Raw genomic sequence first — 23,471 nt, 5'->3', positions numbered from 1 at the left:
TATCGTCTTTATCATTTATGAGTTTTAGCAGTAGGAGAATATTGTTCGATTTCAGCCTCTACTTCACTTTCGTCAAGGCTATCCCATTCCATCGGCTTAATCTTCTCCTGTAGCCATTGGAATATAACAAACAGTACCGGAACAATGAAGATTTGCAGAATCATACCAATCAACATACCACCGATAGCTGAAGAACCCAGAGTACGGTTACCGTGAGCACCTACGCCAAACGCAAACATCAACGGAAGCAATCCGACAATCATAGCCAAAGAGGTCATCAAGATCGGTCGCAAACGAGCTGCCGCACCCTGCACAGCTGCCCAGGAAATACTCATACCTTGCTTACGACGGTCGAGGGCAAACTCTACAATCAAAATTGCATTCTTAGCCAACAGACCCATCAACATAATCAATGCAATCTGCATGTAGATGTCATTTGACATAGTTCCCAGAATCATCTTCAATGCTGGTATATTTCCTAATGCACCGAATCCGTTAACGAAAATAAAGCTACCCATCAAACCGAACGGAACTGAAAGCAATACAGCCAACGGAAGAATATAACTTTCGTACTGAGCACTCAGCAACAAGTAAACGAATACAAAACACAACACGAAGATAATACCTGTTGTACTACCACTTGTAGATGCCTCTTCACGTGCCATACCTCCTAATTCATAACCAAATCCAGTAGGTAAGTTTTCCTTAGCAACTTCGGCAATAGCCTGCAATGCCTGACCTGAAGTGTATCCTGAAGCCGGAGCAACCATGACTTTCATAGAAGTATACAGGTTGAAACGGTTGATGATATCCGGACCATACACTTTCTTCATGCTGACAAACTGTGTAATAGGAGCCATTTCGTTACCACTACGAACTTTGATGCTGTTCAGAGATTCCATGTTTTTAGTAGCATCCGGCTCAGCCTGAATCATTACACGGTACATCTTACCGAAACGGTTGAAGTTTGATGCATATAAACCTCCGAAGTATCCCTGCATAGTAGAAAGAATATCGCTCGGGCTGATACCTGCTTTCTTACAAGCTGCGGCATCGATATCCAGTTGATACTGCGGGAAGCTAGGGTTAAATGTTGTTTTTGCTGAGTTAATTTCAGGACGTACTTCCAGGGCAGCGGTATAACTGTTTACGACTTCAAAGAAGTGATCCAGGCTACCACCGGTCTTATCCTGCATATTCAACTCGATATCACTTGAAATAGAATAACCCGGAATCATAGGAGGAGCAAAGAACAATACCTGTGCATCCTTGATGACTTTCTGCGCACGCATGAACAAGGTAGCGTAAATAATGTCGGAGTTCTGCATCATGGAACGTTCTTCCCAGTCTTTCAACTTGATAATGACAGAACCGTAAGAAGGTCCCTGACCACCAATGAAGCTATATCCGGAAATAATAGTACGAGATTCAACAGCAGGTTCGGCTGCAACCAAGCTATCTACTTTAGCCAAAACTTCCATTGCACGTTCCTGAGATGTTCCAGGAGGTAAAGTTACAGCACCCATGATAGTACCCGTATCTTCATTAGGAACCATACCTGTAGGAGTGATCTTCATAAAGAATACAAGCAAAACAATAGAAGCAGCTACCAAACCTAATGATAACCATTTCTTATGGATAAAGAATACAACACGTTTCTTGTAACTCTTCAACAATGAATCGTAAGCAGCGTTGAATGAAGTATGGAAACGATCGATAACACTCATTTTCTTTGGCTTGTGTTCTGAATCATGTGGTTTCAGGAAGATAGCACACAAAGCCGGAGACAGTGTCAATGCGTTCAATGCAGAGAATGCAATAGAGATGGCCATGGTAATACCGAACTGACGGTAGAATGTACCTGCTGTACCTCCCATGAAACTTACCGGAATGAACACAGACATCATGACCAATGTAATTGAAACCAATGCTCCACCCAGTTCGCTCATGGCATCAATAGAAGCCTCACGAGATGACTTATATCCCTGGTCCAATTTTGCATGGACACCTTCTACCACCACTATGGCATCATCGACCACAATCGCAATGGCAAGCACCATCGCCGACAGAGTCAACAAGTTCACACTGAATCCAATCAGCTTCAATACGAAGAATGTAGCAATCAAAGCTACCGGGATAGCAATAGCCGGAATCAATGTAGAACGCATATCCTGCAAGAATACATATACAACAATGAACACCAGGATAAATGCTTCGATCAAAGTCTTGATTACTTCATGGATTGATGCATACAAGAAGTCGTTAGCATTTTGAGCAACGTTGATCTTCAGACCGGCAGGCAAACTTTCTTCTGCCTTGCTGATAACATCAAGCAGGTTATTAATAGTTTCAGTAGCATTAGTACCTGCCATCTGGAACACAATACAAGTTACAGCCTTATGTCCGTTTACTGTATTATTAAAGGTATAAGCCAAACGTCCGAGTTCGATACGAGCAACATCACCTAAACGAAGAACTTCTCCATTTGGCAATGCTTTAATAACGATATCTTCAAATTCTTCTGTCTGCTGCAAACGTCCCTTATAACGAATAGTATATTGGAATGTCTGATTTCCACGTTCACCAAACTGTCCGGGAGCAGCTTCAATATTCTGTTCGGCCAATACACCAGAAATATCAGATGGGACCAAATTATATTGCGCCATTACATCCGGCTTCAGCCAAATACGCATAGAGTAGTCCTGACCCATCACGTTGGCATCACCCACACCCTTTACACGCTGAACTTCCGGAATCAAGTTAATCTTGGCATAGTTTTCAATAAACTCGATGTTATACTTATCTTCTGCATCGTACAAAGAGAAAATCAACAACATAGAGTTCTGACGCTTCTGAGTTGTCACACCGACTTTTGTTACTTCGGCTGGCAGCAAACCCTGCGCCATAGAAACACGGTTCTGTACATTGACCGCAGCCATATCCGGGTCTGTACCCTGGTTAAAATAAATACTGATATCGGCCGAGCCGTTGTTTGACGCACTAGACTGAATATACATCATGTTTTCTACACCATTGATCTGGTCTTCCAGCGGTGCAATAACTGAGTTCAATACAGTTTGCGCATTGGCACCCGTATAGGTAGCTCTTACCGATACGGTAGGAGGCGCAATATCCGGATACTGTGTTACCGGCAATGTAGCAAGGCCGATTATACCCAGGATAACTATCAAGATAGATATTACCGTTGACAGTACCGGACGATTAATAAATTTATCTAGTTTCATTCTATTCCTTAATAATATTATACGAATACATTATTCTCCTCACACAATCAATTGAAAGCAGTCTGGATATTTCCATCACGCTGATCCTGGAGGGCTTTTTGATATTTAGCTTCTTTTTGAGCAACAGTAATAGGAACGATCTTCTGTCCATCCTGTAAAGTTTGAACACCTTCCACTACTACCTTATCTCCTTCCTTCAAACCGCCGGTTACGATATAATTCTTACCGTCGTTCAAGTTAGAAACCTGTATTTCCGTATATTTCAGTGTACTGTCTGCCTGCAATACATAAACGAATTTCTTATCCTGAATTTCCTGTGTAGCTGTCTGAGGTATCAAAATAATATTATCCATTGCATAAGGGAATACGACATTTGCCATACCTCCACTACGCAGGATGTTCTGCTTGTTGGGGAAGATAGCACGCATGCTTACAGAACCGGTACTCTGGTCGATGACTCCGCTGACAGCATCAATCTTACCTTCAGCATCGTACATTGTACCATCGGCCAACTGCAATTTTACCGCCGGCATTTTTTCCAACTGTTCTTTCAGTGTGCCGCCTGCCTTTGTCAAAGCCAGCAACTGTTTTTCTGTCATGGAGAAGTATACATACATATCTCCAATCTGAGATACGGTAGTCAACGGCTCGGCAACCGAAGCGCTGACCAAAGCACCTACACGATACGGGAATGTACCGATAACACCGTCCGACGGGCTGGTTACCGTACAGAAACCGAGGTTCTGTTTTGCGGCGGCATAAGCAGCTTCAGCCTGTGCTACATTAGCCTTGGCTGTCAGCAAGTTATTTATAGCTGTCTGATATTCGAAGTCGCTGATAATCTTCTGCTCGTGCAGCATCTTCTTGTTGGCTTCTGTTTCTGTAACAGTCTTCAAATTGGCTTTTGCAGACTCTACGCTGGCCTTAGCCTGATCGTAAGCTGCTTTATACTGAGTTGGATCAATCTGAAACAGCGCCTGTCCTTTATGAACGGTTGCTCCTTCGTCGACACATAACTTCACGATAAAGCCTGATACCTGCGGACGAATCTCAATATCCTGCAAACCCTTGATTGTAGCCGGATATTGAGTGGTTTGATTACTGGAAGTTGTTGTAACCGTTTGTACAGCAAATTCGTTGTCACCCATTTTCATACCGCCCTGACCTCCGCCACAAGCAGTTAAAACCGATACCCCCAAAGCCATAAGGGCAATCCGGCTAGAAGAAAAACTTCTGTTTCTTTTTACACTCATATTCATATTATAATAGTTAATGTTTTTCGTACCCTCTTCTTTAAAAATTAGAAAACTTTTTCAACCTGTTTAGTTTTTAGCCTTGCAAATATACGGAAAAAATCACTCAAAAAAACAATCGTTTAACTAACAATAACCATAAAACAAGAGAGTTATTACATATCGCCAAATTAATCCGACCAATTGACAAATATTATCGACCAAAGAAATCGGCACATTCTACAATTTATAGTTTTTTAAAAGAAATAATCTTCCATTTGTTATTTTATTTCTACATTTGCGCTACACATTAATTGAGAAAACATTAAATCAATAGAACCATGGTGAAAATAACAAAAGAAGCCGCCTTGCTCTATCACTCACAGGGCAAGCCTGGTAAAATAGAGGTAGTTCCTACCAAACCATACCAAACACAAAGAGATTTATCGCTGGCATACTCGCCCGGAGTAGCCGAACCATGTCTTGAAATACAGAAAAATCCGGAAACGGCTTACGACTATACCGCAAAAGGAAACCTGGTTGCCGTCATATCGAACGGTACTGCCGTACTGGGACTGGGTGACATAGGCGCCATGAGCGGAAAGCCGGTCATGGAAGGAAAAGGCCTGCTCTTTAAAATCTATGCAGGCATCGACGTTTTCGACATCGAGGTCAACGAGAAAGATCCTGACAAATTCATAGAAGCCGTAAAGGCCATCGCACCGACATTCGGCGGTATCAACCTGGAGGATATAAAGGCTCCTGAATGTTTCAAGATAGAACAGCGCCTGAAGGAAGAGCTGGACATTCCGGTGATGCACGATGACCAGCACGGTACAGCCATCATTTCGAGTGCCGGACTGCTGAACGCACTGGAAGTGGCAGGCAAAAAGATAGAAGATGTCAAGATTGTTGTAAACGGTGCCGGTGCTTCGGCTGTATCATGTACCAAGCTGTACATTTCGCTGGGAGCGCGTCTGGAAAACATCATCATGGTGGACAGCAAGGGAGTCATCTCCAAACAGCGTACCGACCTGAACGAACAGAAGAAATTCTTCGCAACCGACCGTACGGACGTACACACGCTGGCAGAAGCCATCAAGGGAGCGGATGTATTCCTGGGCCTGTCACGAGGTAACGTGCTTACCCAGGATATGGTAAGAAGCATGGCCGATCATCCGATTGTATTCGCGCTGGCCAATCCGACTCCGGAAATTTCGTACGAGGATGCCATGGCATCACGTCCGGACGTACTGATGTCGACCGGCCGTTCCGACTATCCGAACCAGATTAATAATGTAATCGGATTCCCGTATATCTTCCGTGGTGCCCTGGATACACGTGCTACCGCCATCAACGAAGAAATGAAGCTGGCTGCCGTACGTGCCATCGCCGGACTTGCCAAGAAGCCGGTGCCCGACGTAGTGAACGAGGCATACCACGTAAACAACCTGACCTTCGGTCCGGAATACTTCATTCCGAAACCGGTCGATCCGCGACTGATTACAGAAGTTTCCATGGCTGTGGCTAAAGCCGCAATGGAATCGGGAGTAGCACGCAAGCAGATTACCGACTGGGAAGCATACAAGAATCACCTGCGCGAACTGATGGGACAGGAAAACAAGCTGACCCGCCAGTTGTACGAAACAGCCCGCCGCTGCCCGCAGCGTGTAGTCTTTGCCGAAGGTACACACCCCAACATGCTGAAGGCGGCTGTAGAAGCCAAGGCCGAAGGTATCTGTAACCCGATTCTGCTGGGCAACGAAGAACGTATCGCCAAGCTGGCCAAAGGACTTGACCTGAACCTGGAAGGCATTGAAATCGTCAACCTCCGTCACGACCGCGAGGCAGAACGCCGTGAACGCTATGCACGCATTCTGTGTGAAAAGCGTGCCCGCGAAGGAGCGAACTTCGCAGAGGCAAACGACAAGATGTTCGAACGCAACTACTTCGGTATGATGATGGTAGAAACCGGAGAGGCAGATGCTTTTGTAACCGGTCTGTACACCAAATACTCCAATACCATCAAAGTAGCCAAGGAAGTAATCGGCATCCAGCCGGGATACAATCATTTCGGCACCATGCACATCCTTAACTCCAAGAAAGGTACTTACTTCATCGCCGATACACTGATCAACCGTCATCCGGATACAGATACATTGATCGATATAGCCAAACTGTCGGTGAAAGCAGTACGCTTCTTCAATCAGGAACCGGTTATGGCCATGCTGTCATACTCTAACTTCGGTTCCGATACGGAAGGAAGTCCGGCAAAGGTACACGAAGCCATCAGCTACATGCACCGCGAATATCCGGAACTGGCCATCGACGGAGAAATGCAAGTGAAATTTGCCTTGAATAACGAACTGCGTGACGAGAAATATCCGTTTACCCGTCTGAAAGGCAAGGAAGTCAATACCCTGGTATTCCCGAACCTGAGTTCTGCCAACGCTACTTACCAGCTCATCCAGAGCATGAGTGAAACAGAAGTCATCGGCCCGATCCAGATGGGACTGAACAAGCCGATCCACTTTACAGACATTGAAAGTTCGGTACGTGACATCGTCAACATTACGGCCATTGCCTGCATCGATGCCATCGTAGACAAGAAAAAGAAACAATGTTAAACCCTAAATAAGCGGAAAGCTGAGAATAAAGCTTAAAGTCCTCGCCGAAAAAGAGAAACTTTATCCTTTATTTTCAGCTTTCTCTTTTTATAACCCCATAATACCATCCGACCTATGAAAAAGCCCCTTACCAAAACCCAATGTGTCATCCTGACACTGTTCTGGGCAGCACTCTGCTTTCTGATTCTGACTTCAACCCCTCACATTGACGGCCCCCTTATCATAATGATTCTCATTTCGGGAGCTCTTGTATTCATTCCTGTCGCCAAATCATTAAGAAACAACAAATAATAACCATTTACACATATTTAAATTACAATTTCAAGTATTTTGATATTTTTTTCTCGTTTTTCTTTATCAAATGTTGTGCAAATAAAATTTTTTCTATATTTTTGTCACATTCAAAATTAATTAATTGAGGACATCAATAATCCAACAACTAAATAGATAATTATGAATGCAGCTAAAGTACTGGAAGATCTAAAAAGAAGATTTCCGAATGAACCTGAATATCATCAGGCAGTAGAAGAAGTGTTAGGCACAATCGAAGAAGAATACAACAAACACCCCGAATTCGACAAAGTAAACCTGATAGAGCGTTTGTGTATTCCAGATAGAGTTTATCAGTTCCGTGTAACCTGGATGGACGATAAAGGTAATATCCAGACCAATATGGGTTACCGCGTTCAGCACAACAACGCTATCGGCCCGTACAAAGGTGGTATCCGTTTCCACAGTTCTGTAAACCTGGGAATCCTGAAATTCCTTGCTTTCGAGCAGACATTCAAAAACTCTCTGACTACCCTTCCGATGGGTGGCGGCAAAGGTGGTTCCGACTTCTCTCCACGTGGTAAATCAAACGCTGAAGTCATGCGTTTCTGCCAGGCATTCATGCTGGAATTGTGGCGTCACATCGGCCCTGAAACAGACGTTCCTGCCGGAGATATCGGTGTAGGAGGCCGTGAAGTAGGTTACATGTTCGGTATGTACAAGAAGCTGGCTCACGAATTTACCGGCGTACTGACCGGAAAAGGACGCGAATTCGGCGGTTCACTGATCCGTCCGGAAGCAACTGGTTACGGAAACATCTACTTCCTGCTGGAAATGCTGAAAACACGTAACATCGAACTGAAAGGCAAGACTTGTCTGGTATCCGGTTCGGGTAACGTAGCTCAATATACCGTAGAGAAACTGATTCAGCTGGGAGCCAAGGTTGTAACCATGTCCGATTCTGACGGTTACATCTACGATCCGGACGGTATCGACCGTGAAAAACTGGATTATATCATGGAACTGAAGAACCTGTACCGTGGACGTATCCGCGAATACGCAGAAAAATACGGCTGCAAATATGTAGCAGGTGCACGTCCATGGAACGAAAAGGCTGATATCGCTCTTCCTTCTGCAACCCAGAACGAAATCAACGGCGACGATGCCAAGGCTTTGATCGCCAACGGTGTAATTGCCGTTTCCGAAGGAGCTAACATGCCATCTACTCCTGAAGCAATCCGCGTATTCCAGAAAGCTAAGATTCTTTACGCTCCGGGTAAGGCTGCTAACGCTGGTGGTGTATCAGTATCTGGTCTGGAAATGACTCAGAACTCTATCAAACTGAGCTGGAGCCAGGAAGAAGTAGACGAAAAGCTGAAGAGCATCATGAAGAACATTCACGAGGCTTGTGTACAGTACGGTACAGAACCGGACGGCTACATCAACTACGTGAAAGGTGCAAACGTAGCAGGCTTCATGAAAGTAGCCAAAGCCATGATGGCTCAGGGTATTGTCTGATAGACTAAGTAATCCTCATATAATTAAAAGTAAAACGGGTGGAATGCGGCAAACATTCCATCCGTTTTTTTATATTCCCTGGTGAATATACTCTTTGTTGAACTTCCGTGCGACCATAACAAACAAGCCCTCCTTCTTCATGCCGAGAACAGACTCATACATGAAACAAGGAGGGCTATACTCAAAGTATTTCAGATTATTTTTCCAAAGACAAAGACCGAGTATTCCAATCATATACTACCGTATACACAGTGTTGCGATTTACGGTTTCGCCTTCGTGTACACCCCATTCACCCTTCAGGACATTCACTTCTGCATCCGAATTGGTAACAGACAATTCATAGCTGAAAGAAACACCGTCTGAATGAGCAAAGTAAGCGGTTTCTCCATCTTTCAACGACACAGCCCGCTCAGCCGAAGTAACCGTAAAGCTATACTCTTGTAACCAATCGCCCACCAGCACTGCCGAAAGATCCAGACTTACGGCAAAAGTAATCATAGGAACCTGAACCTTCAATCCGGTTGTTTCTCCCTGCTTTACAGAAAAAGGTACTTCCTTATAATACACGGGCTCACCTTTTTCATCATTCGTCCAGTTCTTTTCCGTACCATAGTTCGGACTGTACACTTTCAGCATATAATCGTCCGCGGTAGCCAGCTCGATCTTATCCTGCATATCTTCGGCCGATAATGTACGGAGCATCTCCTCTCCTTTCCACAATTCAACCGTCCAAGTGATGTCGTCTGCTGCCCGTGAAGCAACTTCTGTGTTTGTCTGTGACTGAATCTCTATTCCTCCAACCGACAAGAATCCTTCGCCGGAGAGTACCGTATCGTTTTCCTGCTGGCAACTAATCAGCAGGAAAACTCCTAATAAAATATATAATATTTTCTTTTTCATTCTACTTCCTTATTTGTTATAAATTAAAGAAAATGAATCCAACCAGAACTGACTACCGACCAGATAAGCATTTTTATATCCATCCCAGAAAGATGCATCCCTGAATTTATCCTCCAAATGATCTTTATCCTCCTTTATACCAGACTTAAAAATAATTCGTACATGAGTTATCGGAAGATATTTACATTCATCATTATACTCCACATCAATAGTGCTTGTTGTATAACTACCAACCGTTTCTCCTGAAGTTAACTCAGCATGACCAATCAAAGTTTCAATTCCATCTGATATATTTACCAAAGCTATTTCCACAAAATATTCATCACCATTATAGGGAGCAGCCTTATAAGTAAAGCTCAAAGATGTAGGTCGTATTGAAGCAGACTTTGCATAAATAGTATCATTAGAAGCCTCATAATCACCCACGCAAACTAAGCCTGCAGATACATGATTAATAACACTGCCAGACTTATTTCCAAAATCACAGGTATTTCCAGTCCCCCATCCTATAGTCATAAGATGTGCGACAGTACTTCCATTTTCAGTTATGGGTAATGTACTTGATTTAGAGACATAAAATGCATTTGCACCATCTGAATGACAGGTCAATGTATTTCGAGTTCCAATCCATCCACCATTAAAAATATATAAAGGATTATCTTTTTTAGGATAAGTTGTACTATACCCCTCATCCAAAGTTGAATTTGGAATAGATAATGCCTCATAAGTTTTTACTGCCACAGTCTCACCATAAATCACGCCACGATAAACTCCACGGACATAATAAGTATTTCCAGGCAACAAATCTGCCTTTCGCAAATCTTCTCCCAAATCGGTCCAATCGTTTTCACCATCCGCACTGAACTGATATTTCATTTTCTGCCCTAACAATTCATAATCTCCAGCCTTTACATCTTCGGCCGACAAAGGACTCACTGTAAACTCTTTTGTCCAAATATTTCCCGGATAAGCACTGACACTAAACTCCGGCTTATTACAAGTAAGTGTATAAACCCGGTTGGCCGATGCATCCTCGCTTGCCCAGCGGTTATTGGCCTCAACATCCACTTCTACCATCGATGCAACAGTAGCTCCTTTATCTGTCATCAACTGGGGAATCAAGGAAGTAAAATCAAGACTGCCCTCCGTTGCTCCGATTTCCGGCAATGCAATACCCAATGCAGTTTCTACAGCCAACTTATCTTCCGCATTCGACAACAAATATTCTCTTCCTTGTTCCAGTCCGGCAAACTTAGCATCTGCCGAATTAAACTTCAGCTTCAGCTCCTGCAAGGCAGACGAAAGCTTCAGGCGAATAACGGCCGGTTTCTTTTCTGTTTCGGCGAACGACAATGTATTGTTTACAAAATCGTCTGATTCCAACTTCGGCTTCGGCAAATATTCCACAGGAATTGTTTCTGAAATGGAAACTGTTTCTGTTTCCAGCTTCTCTATGGAAATACCCACACCTGAAGTAATATTAGATTCATCCAGTCCCAACGTTACTTTTACATGAGTCTTCACCGGAATATTTGAGAACTTCTCCTGATCTGGAATATCGTAAGTAACCTCCTTACCAGTTCCAGACAAACGTCCATGGAAAACAAGCTTCACCGACGAATCGGCACGGAAGTAAGCACTTTTGCCTGAATCAGCATCCAAATCAACAGATTCGCTACCAACCGAAACCGTCACGTAATAAGACTCATACAGCTTATTCAGACTCTCCTTATTATAAAGGACAGACAGCAACGAATTGGCAACCGAGCAAGAGATAGAAGCCGAAGTCATCTGCCCCTTTATCACTTCCTGCCCCTCCAAAGTTCCTATATAATAAGGAGCATCCAGAGCAATCACCGGATTGTCGCCATAAGTAGCTGTCAGGTCGTAGAGCCCTTCCAACAACAGGATAGATTCCTTGCAACTACCTTTATACGCCGACTTATCCGTACCGCTATATACCACCTTCAACTGAAACATTTCCGTTAACGGATCGTCCAAGTCAGAAGGAGCAGTACGTGAATAAGCCTTGTTTTCTTCGTCCGTCAATGTAACGAGCAAACCAGTCTTGCCAGATAAAGTCGTTTCTTCATCCGACTGACATCCACCCAGTACCACACACAGTACCAACAAGCACAAGCAGCCTATCCACTTCATATATTCAATAACTGATTTATTCATAACCTAATTCAAATTCATCTACCCATAAAGTACTACCATCACCAACCTGTCCGATAACTTTTTTACCAGCATCATCAAATTCACCACCATAGCGACTGGAAGTTGCTACAATAGCGATTTTTGCAGGCTTCGATTGCGTATCACTATATTCCAGATTAAGTTCAAACTTTGTATATTCCGTAACAGTCTCAGTGCCTACAAACTCACCATAAGCAATTTCCTGACCGGATGCATTCCATAACATCACATATATATGGCATTGATCTGTTTTCAGATTTCCGGGAACGGTACCATTATATGTAATAGGCATTGATTTATACTTATAATACCCAGTCAGTTTTGTGGGGCGAGCTCCAGAATAAGGACGTCCAAACGACGGGCTGTCTACAGGCTTTCCTATATTCGTTTTATAGGTTCCGATAAATAAGTTACCGGCAGCTGCTCCTACCCACACAATATCACCATAAGTATACATCTTAGCTGCTTTTCCTTTATAAGCATCACTGCCTGTAACCGGTACCGTACTCGACTCCTTATAAATAGTAACCCCTTCATTTCCTGTTGCCCAATAAGCTTGCGGATCGTCATAGTTATCGGCAACCGGATTAGGATACCAAGTCTTACCATCCTGCGTCCACGTATCGAAATTCATGTTGGGGAGAGTCACAATCGTTTCCGTCTGGAAAGAATATGCCTCTCCTTCATTATCTCCGGCAAGAGCACGTACTTCATAATCCGTACCACTCTGCAATCCGGTAAGTTCGGCAGAATAAGAAGTACTTCCTGTTTCAGTAACAGCAGAAGCATCGAGAGTAGTCCATTCTTCACTGCCCTTTATACGATATTCCACCGAAACCTTATTTCCTGCACGGAAACTGCCACTGATATAAGCCTTAGTAGCCCATGCATTCACCTTTTCTACAGAAGCGGCTACCGATGATTTTTGTACATCTACCGTCCAGTCGCATATATATCTTCCGTTACGATAAGCCTTAAACACACGCGGACGGGTAAAGTCCATTACTGTTTCTGCTGGCGGATCAAGCACTGTTTTAGAACCTTCCAGGTTCAACTTTTTAATCTTGATATTCCGATAATCGGCATCCTCAGTGACATAAATAATCGCAATATGATTATATAAGTCCAACGAAGGAGCCGTTCCCGACTGATTTTCTACCTCAATAGTACGTTCTATCTCCTGCTTTACTGTAATCTTCCACCAGTAGTCCTGATAAGTTTTCAACAAGAAACCTACCGGATTTGTAAAATCGACAGCAGTATTTGCATTGGCAGGAAGCTCATTCAACGAAGCAAAACTAAAATTTGGAAAACCGTTAGGCTTAATACAAGCAGCCGTATCCGGATAAATCAGTGCTTCCGAATTGGCAACCAACTTGGTAATCGGCAAACTATCGATAAAAGCATCTTCACCTATAGTAAGTTCAATAGTACGAGCCTGATTATTGAACACGGCTTCTCCCTGCATTCCGTCTACCTGAATTTCCTGAATAACCCCCTCGATATAAGGATAAGGAATGTCATTCTCTATACACGAAGACATGTTCAGTAACAAGAGTGATATAAAGCTAAACTTTAAAGCTTTTATAATCATAATTTGTCAATTTAAAAATAAGTACAAACACCGATATTGATGGAAAATATATTAATCTTAAAATCAGCGGAACTCTGACGGTATGACCCATGTTCAACCTGATTGGTAGTCTGTTCAATCCACTTGAAGTCCAGACCAACGACATTAATCGACACCTCGACTGCCATATTGTTCGTAACGAAAGCCGTCAAGCCCGGTGCCGCACCAATCTGCAAACGATGAGAAGTTTGATAAGTACCCGTTGCTTTCTCATCCGACCCAGATAAAGTTTTTCCCTGACCATATCCATACGTCAGACGAAGCTCATTGAAAAAGCCAAAAACTTTACTGTTTCCAAGTCCCATATAAGTACGCAAAAATCCGGCAGCAGTATATTCATGCTCCAGATACTTATAATCGCTGATATCGAATGTCAGGTCATCTCCCAAATCCAGATTAATACTACCTATATCCGCATAGGTACGATTATAATTCAAACGTATACCGGCAGCCATATTATCCCGAAAAAAATATCCGGCATACGGACTCACCTTAAAAGTATAACCTTCACCGTTCACGTCATCCAGTATAAGGAATTTGTAATTATCGCCTGTCAATTCCGTATAAGAGAATGTAACTCCTCCCATCCACGAACCTTTCGGCACAAACAGAGTAGGTTTTATATTACGATCATAACCTTTTCGTGCGTAGACCGAAGTTACGCACAAAAAGGTTAATAATAAAATCAAATATTTCTTCATGCAAATATTAATAGTATGACAATTCAAAATCATCTACCCAAAGGGTACTGCCCTCAGCAACCTGTCCGACCACCTTTGTACCCAACATACCTGAGCCTTCAAACTCACCACCATAACGACTTGATGTAGCTACGATTGTAATTTTATCCGGACGTTTGGTCATATCTGTATACTCTATAGGAAGTTCAAAATGAGTATAATCAGAAACAGTCTGATTAGTCACAAAATGTGATTCAGCAATAACCGCATCTCCTGACCAAAGCTTGATATAAATATCGCATTCATCGACAGTCAATGTACGATCAGAAGGAATCTTTCCATTCTTATTCATCGAAGTACCCGGAGTATATTTATAATATCCAGACAGTTTAACAGGACGAGCACCGTTATAAGAACGTCCGAACTGTACGCTAACTGCCATATTATCAAGATTTGTAGAATAATTACCAATCAGTAAGTTACCTGCTGCATATCCAACCAAAGCAACAGTTACGGTTTCAAGCTTTCCAGCCTTACCATTACGAGCGTCGTTACCTTCTACCGGCACGCTGTTAGAACTACCTAAAGTAGTTACTCCTTCATTTCCTGTTGCCCAATAGCTATTGGCTGCATCCCCATTTGGATACCAGTTCTTGCCGCTCTGAGTCCACGTATCAAAGTTCAAATTCGAAATTTCTACATACGATTCTGTAGTAAGCGTACAAGTCTAACCCGCCTTATCTCCACACAATATGTAATATTCATATTCAGTACCGAAGTCCAGCGGAGCAACCTTTACTGAATAGTTCTTTGTACCTTCTTCCTGAACAGCTTCTACGGTAGTCCATTCAGTACCAGCTTTTTTCTTGTAACGGAACTGCACCGGAGAAGTTATTTCTGCCAAATTACAAGTTCCCGACAAATAAGCAAACTGTCCCCAAACCTTGGAAGCATCATTCTTAATATCGCTGGTCACCATGTCAGCACTTTCCTGTTTGGTAGGTACTTTTACTGTTACGTCGTACTGATGGATAGTCTGGTCCACAGAGATATCAAATCCGGCATTACCTTCCGTAATATCCAAGTTTACTTTATAGTGGTAAGCAGCTTCCGCTTTCGAAGTGATTTCCTGAGAGAAAGACTTTCCATTACCGAAATCAACTTTTACAGTCAAAGGCTGACCAGCCTTTACATAAGCAGCACGTGCTTCATCTTCTACAAATGGAATGCTCAGCGCATCAGCACCTTCTATATAACATGTATAACCAGCAAAAGTTGACTTAAAAGTTTCCGAGCAATTTACAGAAACCATTGTCTGTGCCAGCTTACAAGTAATGTTTACATTCTTTGCCTTATTGGCTTCGATTACTACATCTTTTTGTCCTGCATAATAAGGCTGAGCATCAAAGCCCTGAGTTTCCATATTCTTGTCGGCTGAATATGCCTTGATGGTATAAGTTGCTACTCGCAGTAATACATCATCCAAACTTCTCCAGTCATCGGCATGCTGTACTACAGCATTCGACTCATCTAATATATCGACAGCAATCGCTTCCGATTCAGTTATGTCAGCACGAGTTTCTACACCCTTATTAACATCAATAGAAGACAACTGGAGATAGCCATATCCTTTGGCTTCATCTATTTCTGACTGACAGGAAGAAACAAGTCCTGCCCCCAGAAATAATCCGATCATTATATTTGTTAATTTCATATTCTTTTACTCCTCACCTTTTGGATTTACGATAACTGTAATATCTCCGTCTTTAGTATCTACACCATCTGAAACAGACAAGTTAAATATACTCTCTCCAGATTGAACAACACTTGGGACAAGCACTAATAGTTTTCCCAGTCTAAACGTAAAATCTGTACAGGTTCCCGCATGCAACTGATTATATTCATCTTCTGTAATAAGTTCCAACGTGCTAATCAGTGTAGGTTTAATATCATCAGTTAGATTACAGATATCGAATGTTCCAGGTAATTTTACCATACCTAAAAGCCCAGCAATCTCACCCGAAATAGTTACATTCAGATTCTTAATACCATTAGGAGCTAAGATACGGACATCTTGTAAACCTGCAATTTCAGAATCACCATAAGTACAAGTATAAGTAGCAGGCAATCCTTCGAATGTAATGGAAGCTTCCGGTTCCTCACCGCCTTCGCCACCTTCACCCGGAGTATCCGGACCTTCATAAATAATATTACCTACAGGGATTTCGATTGTTTCACCCACTTCGGTAAATGTCAGATCGACTGTAATGCCGATAGAAATATGAGATTCAGTAGAACCTTCTTCAGTCAGATTGATTTCAAAAGAATCTCCACCAGCCAAATAAGATTCGCTACCCTCTGCATCAGAAGGCTTCTGAATAGTTGCTTTCAATTCAATAAAATTACCTTCTACAGAAGTTGCCTTGATAGAAGCATTCAGACTGTTCTGGTGTTCAGGAACCTGAAAATAATATTTCTTACCAAGAGAATTCTTATCGAATATTTGGGTGGCACCATCTCCATTATCAACTATTACTGAATAATCATCTTTAAAAGACTCTTCGAATGAAGCTGTCAGCCCAACAGATACTTCCACACAAGCCAGTTTACAAGGCAAATCAACACTTGTAGCAATACCTTTCTTTACAGAGAAAGTCTGCTCCCCTTTAAAATAAGGACGTTCGGATACTGTTACATTTTCTCCTTCATAATTGTAAGCTGTTACAGAATAATCACCTTCGCTCAACGGAAGAACAACTTTTCCGCTTTCGTTTTTCAGTTCGCTAACCTTACCTCTGGCAACTTCTTCCTGAGTTTCCGCATTTGTTACAATCAACGTATAGTTATCTACATTTACATCTTCTGCATCAAAGTTTCCGGTAGTAGTTCCACCGTCAACTACTTCGTCAGCACGACTCATTGTCACTCCGTTATAAATGGATGCCAGGTCGAGTTCCAGTGTACCTGCATTTTCGCCAGCTTCTCCCTTGCCCCAAAGTTCATCGCGCATTTCGCAAGATGAGAAACCTATCATAAGGCCTAAAAGCCAGATTAAACTTTTATATTTTTTCATTTTATTCGTATTTTATTTCAACTTGGAATGTAATCACCCGAAATATCAACTGTAACATCTTCTTCAGTAACACCGTCGTCGACAGTAATTTCCAGTCCGACTTTACCACCTGCTATATCTGTGGCATTTGGCTTGATTGTTAATGTATAAGAATAGCAAGGCTTCAAATCAATCACTTTAGAAGTAGTAAAATTGTCTACAGATACAGGTTCACCGTTTTTATCAATTAAAGAGAAAGACAAAGTAGCATCTGTACCTTCATCGCCAGTCTTCAGGTAAAGCTGCTGACCTTCATTCGACTTGTTCATAGTACAAGCCTCATCCATATAGTCGGTCTTTACAGTAACGGTACAATCCTGGAAGTAATCTTCGAATGCATCGTTATCATCATTTCCTTTATAAACCAAAGTAATTCTGGCATTGGCAGGTTTACAAACAATAGAAACTGTTTTCTTATCTCCTTGCGATACAGTAAATGATTCACTACCCTTTACGTACAATTTGTCATAACCCGCAGCCACATCTTCTCCATAGTAAGCGGTCAGTATATAAGAAACACCAAAATCAACTTTCTGTTCTACATCCAAATCCTCATACAGTTTATCCGTATAAACGGGATCCTCCCCTTTATACAAAGACACTTTGTAATTTTTCACGTTCAGATAAGCGCTCTCATCTACAGCGCGACTATAAGACAGATTGGTCGACAAATCAACCATGATACTGCCTTGCCCTGAAACACTCTCTTTTCCGTCTTCACTCGAGCAGCTACCTATGAAAGCCAGCAACACTATTGAAGAAAGAAGTTTTAAATAGTTTTTCATTTTCATTCAATTAGTAATTTTAATTTTTCCGGGGCACAAAGTAATAGAGTTTTCAGCTTATCGAAAAGGTCTGTTTTTTTATTTTTGTTCTATTTTTTATCTTTCCGCACTTATACCATATCATAAAGTATCGAAAGTCATACATTTTACCAATATTATTTTAGTCTATTTTTCATAAATACAGTATAAAAATTAAGATGGAATTAGCTTCCATCCTGCTTTTTTTGTTGTATATTTGCCACATCAACGATAATTAAAAAGAAACATGAATTTAAAAAACATTTTAATCGGAATTACCTTATCCTTATCCACAATATCCTGCATTCAGGATGAAGCATTAAATGTAGAAGCGGCAATAGACGGATGTAGCGGAGCAAATATCCAATTAATAAACATCAATGAAATAAGCAGAGAAATCGATATCTTCGTTTTCGAAGGCTCTAATGTAGCAGCTCAGGAACTGAATTTTACTCTCCCTGACGGGGCTACTATCAGTCCGGACCAATCTCAAAGCAAGGACAATCCACCTTACTACGATTTCAGCACTGAAAAAGAGCGTACCTTCACTGTCACATCCGAAGATGGAAGTAACAAGGCAACTTACACAGTTAATCTATACACAATAGAACTGCCTTTAAAATATTCATTCGAAAACTTAAGAGAAATCAATCCATATCATGTATTATACCTGACTGATGTAAATGGTATCATGCAATGGGCTAGTGGTAATCAGGGATATAATTTATGCGGCATGGCAACCAATGCCATACAATATCCGACATCACAGGCTGACGGAGGAGTAGAAGGCAAATGTGTAAAACTAGTTACTCAGTCAACAGGAACCTTTGGTATGAATACCAACCCTAAAATGCCGATTGCTGCCGGAAATCTCTTTATCGGCTCTTTCAACACAACTTATGCCATCATTGCTCCAAGACAAGCAACTCAGTTTGGCTTCCCTTTCACACGGAAACCTCTGAAAATGTCGGGATACTACAAATATAAACCGGGAGCAACATTAACAGACCAGAACGGAAATGTCATTTCAGGAAAAACCGATACCGGTGATATCTATGCCGTGCTTTATGAAGCGCCCAACAGTGACTTCTCACTGGATGGTGACTTATTTACGGAAGGCAACGAGAAGGCAAAGAACATTGTTTCAATGGCACGTATAGACAAAACAGAAGCAACCGACCAGTGGACCAGATTTGATCTGGACTTCAAGCTCCAAAATGGTAAAACCATTAATGAAGATAATCTGAAAGCTGGTAAATATAAACTTGCTATTGTCTTCTCTTCCAGCATTCAGGGAGCCTATTTCGAAGGGGCTATAGGAAGTGAGCTTTGCATTGACGAAGTAGAAATAACTTGTGAATAATACAATTCAATCATCTAGATATTCGAAACAGAAATATGAAAAAATATATATTTATATTAGCTGCGGCACTTACTGCAGGAGCAAATTTGTTACATGCACAGTCTACCGAACATAAAGGTTTGCTGTGGTCATCACTACATGGTCTGAACTATGAGTTCAAGGCAGGTGTCAACATCGGAGGAACTTCACCGCTTCCTCTTCCAAAAGAGATCAGAAGCTTGGACAGTTACTCACCGGGACTTGCCATAACAATTGAAGGAAACGCAACAAAATGGGTTGATGCCGCCCAGAAATGGGGAATAAGTCTTGGAGTAAGACTTGACAGCAAAGACATGACCACACGTGCTACAGTAAAAAATTACGGAATGGCTATCTTCAACGAAGTAGGCGGAAAAGTAGAAGGCCTTTGGACCGGAGGTGTCAAAACCAAAGTCAAGATGTCGTATATCACTATTCCATTGTTGGCAAACTATAAAATCAATAACCGCTGGAAAGTTGTAGCCGGTCCTTATTTCTCATACATGATGGATGGAGATTTTTCAGGAGAAGTTTATGAAGGACATTTGCGCACTCCCGATGCAACGGGAAGCCGCATTGATTTTGAAGGTGACAACTCAGCTGCATATGACTTTTCTGATGAATTACGTCGTTTCCAATGGGGTATTCAGGCTGGAGGAAGCTGGAAAGCTTACAAACACCTCACTGTACACGCTGATTTGACATGGGGACTCAATGACATATTCAAGAAAGACTTCAATACTATTTCTTTTGCCATGTACCCCATTTATCTGAATTTTGGATTTGGATACGAATTTTAACTTCTCATAACAGAAATACATATTTTTCAAGCCTCTCATCAAATTTTCAGCTATTGAAGAAAACGTGAGGGCAAACCAAAGATCAGGCTCTTTCCAAAAGAGTTTATTACATTAAGAATCAACCACTTTACTTACTATAAAAAAGGCTCTATCATTCTCCCAAATACGATTGATAAAGCCTTTTTAGTTTATATCAGATATCTATATTTTAGGAATCACTGCATACTAAAAAAACATGAGCATAAATTCAAGAAAACTTGCCCAAGAATTGGATAAAACATCAGCATGTTTTTTTATAATTTGTACAAATAAAAAGAGGTGGTAAAGTAATAATACTTCACCACCTCTTCTCTTCTTGTTAAAGATCTAGAAATTACTTATTTATGATTGTTACATCATCAATCAGCAATTTACTACCTACTGCAGCATTGTAACTAGCTCCATCAGCACTTGCTGAGAAAATAACAGCAAACTTGTACAATTTTGAAGAATCGTAATCTTTTACGTATTCCAAATTCAATTCAAATGGTGCATAAGATTCTACAGCTTTATCATTTGTAAATACAGCTCTGGCTACAATTTTATCAGAAGTGTAAATATTACCACCATTCAAAGTTTCATCTTCACTAGAAACTTCATAAAGCACTGCACTTAAAGAGCATTTATCAGTAACACCAGCCTGCAATTCACCATTTGCATTATAAAATTCAGCACCCGGAGTATATTTATAAAAGCCTGTTACTTTAAGCGGTTGTTTGTCATACATAACACCAAAGCTTGTAGTAGCCATAGGATCTCCTCCTAATGCACCAAAAGCATTAAATGTTCCTAAAAATGCTGTAGCTGCTGTTACCTTAGGAACAGGAGTACCGAAAATGTTTCCGCCTTTAGTATCTACAGATTCCAGCAAAAGAGCCTTTTCACCTGCATGTACATCATCGATAGAAGGACGTACTGGATATTCTCCTTCATAAGTAATACCTCCCAATATCCCCATTTTTTTAATTAACAGGACGGCATCGTTACAACAAGCCCATCCATTCAATATAGGACAATCCTGTTCTTCAGGATACAAAGTACTACCATAACTCCAGCTTTCAAAATCATAGAAAGAAGCATTACCAGAAATAGAAGCTACATATTCTACTGTTGTTCCATTTTCAGCAGTAACTGTATAAGTTACAGTCTTGCCATTTGAGAAATCCTGTGCTACACCACTTGCAGGAGTAACTGTCGCTTTTTCAGAAACTTCAATAGTCGGAACTAAAGCCGTAAGATATTCAGCTTTTGCAGTATCAGCAACCATGAAAGTAATAGTCTTAGATTCTTCGTTGATAACCACATCACCAACAACCAATGAATCAACAGCTGCAACTTCTTTGTCGAAAACAAAAGAAAGGATCTTAGCTTCACTGCTTTCTTTACCAGAAAGTTTAGTACCAGAATAAGTTACTTTTACCGTATAAGGTACTGGAGATCCCATCAGTTTGACATCATCTATATCCAAATCGAGTGTAAGAGTTTTATCTTCAAAAACTCCATTTGCTTTGATTCCAGCAGACAGCAAACCTGTTACGTCCATCGAAGAAGTTGCTGTAAAAGTATATTTACCATTTCCAGCATCAGCCAACTGACAACCATTCAATTCAATATCACCCAACGACATTCCACTGAAAGAAAAGTTACTGATTTTTAAATCTACAGTATTTTCTCCAGCATTAGTCACAGAAACAAGCTGTGCAGGAACACTACCAGCAGGAACATCTCCAGTTTCCATTTTCAACGTAACATCCAATGCTCCTTTATAGTCACCTGCTACATCAACATTGCCAGGGACAGTTACTGTTGGTTCATCATCGTCACTACAAGAAGTGAACAAGCTCACTGTACACAATACAGCAAACAAGTAAAAAAACAAATTCTTTTTCATTTGATACCTTAAATTTTTATTAGTCGGTGCAAAGTAACAACCTTTTAGAGGAACTGACAAGGTCTAATCTTATTATTTTTGTTCTATTTTTTAATATGACATTAAAAGTGAATACATAACATACTAATTTATAAACCATATTAGGTTATTTAACTAATTAGTGAGTAGTCTATATTTCAAAAAACATATAACTTTGTAGAAAGTTTTAAACGATGGAAAAAGAATTACCCAAGATAGATTTACCGGAAGAATGGATTGTAGGGACAGGTATCAGTAAAGAACTTCTAAGCTTATACACTAATTTCCCATGCCGAATAAAATCGGAAATTTTCGTTCTGTGTATGAGCGGTGAAATAGAAGCATCAGTTAACCTGAACCGAATAACTGTACGCGCCAACGATTTTGTTTCGATCATGCCGGGAACAATTCTTCAGATACATAGCGTAAAGGGAGAACTGGAATTGTATTTCGGTGGATTTTCTTCAAAATATGTAGAACAGGCCAATTTAAACCGCTCTACCATGAAGACATTGTATATTCCACTGGGCAGACCGCTTATTACTCTTCGTCCGGAAGGCGCCGCACTGTTAAAAGATTATCTTTGTTTCCTGATTAAACTTTATGAATTCTTTAACGAAAACACGCGTAAGCGAATTACTCCTTATTTATATAATAACATTCATATAGGGATAGCTGCCATGTACAGCAACCGGGCGAACGACAACAAAAGTAATCTGTCGAAAAGCGAAATATTATGCAAAAACTTCACCCAGCTGGTCATGCAGAACTATAACAAGACGCGTAATGTGGCATGGTATGCAGAAAAGTTAGGCATTACGCATACGCATCTCTGTACTACCGTGAAGCAGGCAACCGGCAATACGTGTATGGAAATCATATCGCGCATGGTCATTATGGATGCAAAATCACAACTGAAATCGACAAATTTGTCTATTCAGGAAATATCCGACTCATTGAATTTCGCCAACATGTCTTTCTTCGGAAAGTATTTTAAGCGATATGTAGGCATGAGCCCGTTGGAATACAGGAATAACGGATAAGCATAAAAAGAACAGACAGGAAGACGAAAGAACCATTTACAAGATGTTTCTTTACAGCATCTTCCTGTCTGTTTTTCTT

17 protein-coding genes are annotated in these 23,471 nt (G+C 41.2%); 6 read left to right on the top strand and 11 right to left on the bottom strand.

Translation table 11 applies throughout. The annotated features are described in order from the left end of the window. Nucleotides 1-11: 11 nt before the first annotated feature. Nucleotides 12-3,245 carry an efflux RND transporter permease subunit gene (locus ACZM60_RS05700; RefSeq protein WP_489521009.1) on the bottom strand — a complete coding sequence of 1,078 codons (3,234 nt, stop codon included), beginning with the start codon at nt 3,243-3,245 and terminating at the stop codon, nt 12-14. A 47-nt stretch (nt 3,246-3,292) separates the two neighbouring features. Next, on the bottom strand, nt 3,293-4,504 hold the full coding sequence (locus tag ACZM60_RS05695; protein ID WP_489521008.1) for an efflux RND transporter periplasmic adaptor subunit: 1,212 nt from the start codon (nt 4,502-4,504) through the stop codon (nt 3,293-3,295). Between the two features lie 314 nt (nt 4,505-4,818). Here ACZM60_RS05695 and ACZM60_RS05690 point away from each other — a divergent pair, with 314 nt between their 5' ends. From ACZM60_RS05690 to ACZM60_RS05680, 3 genes are all read left to right on the top strand, one after another. Beyond that, nucleotides 4,819-7,104, top strand: coding sequence for an NADP-dependent malic enzyme (locus ACZM60_RS05690; RefSeq protein ID WP_489521007.1), 2,286 nt, complete (start codon nt 4,819-4,821; stop codon nt 7,102-7,104). A gap of 114 nt (nt 7,105-7,218) precedes the next feature. Next, nucleotides 7,219-7,395 (top strand): hypothetical protein, encoded by a 177-nt coding sequence (locus tag ACZM60_RS05685; protein ID WP_021971698.1) that lies wholly within the window; start codon nt 7,219-7,221, stop codon nt 7,393-7,395. Nucleotides 7,396-7,557: 162 nt separating this feature from the next. Then, complete coding sequence (locus tag ACZM60_RS05680; RefSeq protein WP_489521006.1) at nt 7,558-8,892, top strand: NADP-specific glutamate dehydrogenase; 1,335 nt, start codon at nt 7,558-7,560, stop codon at nt 8,890-8,892. Nucleotides 8,893-9,088: 196 nt separating this feature from the next. Here the strand turns inward: ACZM60_RS05680 and ACZM60_RS05675 are convergent, their stop codons facing one another. From ACZM60_RS05675 to ACZM60_RS05640, 8 genes are read right to left on the bottom strand one after another with little or no spacing between them, the layout of a single operon-like run. Continuing rightward, nucleotides 9,089-9,793 (bottom strand): hypothetical protein, encoded by a 705-nt coding sequence (locus tag ACZM60_RS05675; protein WP_489521005.1) that lies wholly within the window; start codon nt 9,791-9,793, stop codon nt 9,089-9,091. Between the two features lie 9 nt (nt 9,794-9,802). After that, a complete protein-coding gene (locus ACZM60_RS05670) occupies nt 9,803-11,974 on the bottom strand; it encodes a DUF4493 domain-containing protein (protein WP_489521004.1) in 2,172 nt (723 codons plus the stop codon). Continuing rightward, nucleotides 11,967-13,586 (bottom strand): PCMD domain-containing protein, encoded by a 1,620-nt coding sequence (locus tag ACZM60_RS05665; protein ID WP_489521003.1) that lies wholly within the window; start codon nt 13,584-13,586, stop codon nt 11,967-11,969. The genes ACZM60_RS05670 and ACZM60_RS05665 overlap by 8 nt, the downstream gene beginning before the upstream one ends. Nucleotides 13,587-13,597: 11 nt before the next feature. Then, the gene (locus ACZM60_RS05660; protein WP_021971692.1) at nt 13,598-14,326 is read right to left on the bottom strand and encodes a hypothetical protein; all 729 of its coding nucleotides are present in this window, start codon (nt 14,324-14,326) and stop codon (nt 13,598-13,600) included. Between the two features lie 7 nt (nt 14,327-14,333). Next, complete coding sequence (locus tag ACZM60_RS05655; RefSeq protein ID WP_489521002.1) at nt 14,334-14,990, bottom strand: PCMD domain-containing protein; 657 nt, start codon at nt 14,988-14,990, stop codon at nt 14,334-14,336. 42 nt (nt 14,991-15,032) lie between these two features. Further along, the gene (locus ACZM60_RS05650; protein WP_489521001.1) at nt 15,033-16,019 is read right to left on the bottom strand and encodes a DUF4493 domain-containing protein; all 987 of its coding nucleotides are present in this window, start codon (nt 16,017-16,019) and stop codon (nt 15,033-15,035) included. Between the two features lie 6 nt (nt 16,020-16,025). Continuing rightward, complete coding sequence (locus tag ACZM60_RS05645; protein ID WP_489521000.1) at nt 16,026-17,378, bottom strand: DUF4493 domain-containing protein; 1,353 nt, start codon at nt 17,376-17,378, stop codon at nt 16,026-16,028. Nucleotides 17,379-17,395: 17 nt separating this feature from the next. Beyond that, nucleotides 17,396-18,202: a DUF4493 domain-containing protein gene (locus ACZM60_RS05640; RefSeq protein ID WP_489520999.1), complete on the bottom strand. Its 807-nt coding sequence runs from the start codon at nt 18,200-18,202 to the stop codon at nt 17,396-17,398. Nucleotides 18,203-18,467: 265 nt separating this feature from the next. Here ACZM60_RS05640 and ACZM60_RS05635 point away from each other — a divergent pair, with 265 nt between their 5' ends. Together ACZM60_RS05635 and ACZM60_RS05630 are read left to right on the top strand one after the other, a co-directional pair. Next, nucleotides 18,468-19,583: a PCMD domain-containing protein gene (locus ACZM60_RS05635; RefSeq protein WP_278411495.1), complete on the top strand. Its 1,116-nt coding sequence runs from the start codon at nt 18,468-18,470 to the stop codon at nt 19,581-19,583. A gap of 35 nt (nt 19,584-19,618) precedes the next feature. After that, on the top strand, nt 19,619-20,401 hold the full coding sequence (locus ACZM60_RS05630; protein ID WP_489520998.1) for a porin family protein: 783 nt from the start codon (nt 19,619-19,621) through the stop codon (nt 20,399-20,401). 373 nt (nt 20,402-20,774) lie between these two features. Here the strand turns inward: ACZM60_RS05630 and ACZM60_RS05625 are convergent, their stop codons facing one another. Then, nucleotides 20,775-22,331, bottom strand: coding sequence for a PCMD domain-containing protein (locus ACZM60_RS05625; RefSeq protein WP_489520997.1), 1,557 nt, complete (start codon nt 22,329-22,331; stop codon nt 20,775-20,777). Nucleotides 22,332-22,543: 212 nt separating this feature from the next. Here ACZM60_RS05625 and ACZM60_RS05620 point away from each other — a divergent pair, with 212 nt between their 5' ends. Then, nucleotides 22,544-23,392 carry a helix-turn-helix domain-containing protein gene (locus ACZM60_RS05620; RefSeq protein WP_489520996.1) on the top strand — a complete coding sequence of 283 codons (849 nt, stop codon included), beginning with the start codon at nt 22,544-22,546 and terminating at the stop codon, nt 23,390-23,392. The last annotated feature ends 79 nt before the right edge of the window (nt 23,393-23,471 follow it).

The organism is Phocaeicola sp., assembly GCF_057861905.1.
Note: the sequence above shows the minus strand (reverse complement) of the source record. Positions and strands in the feature narration are given on the sequence as shown.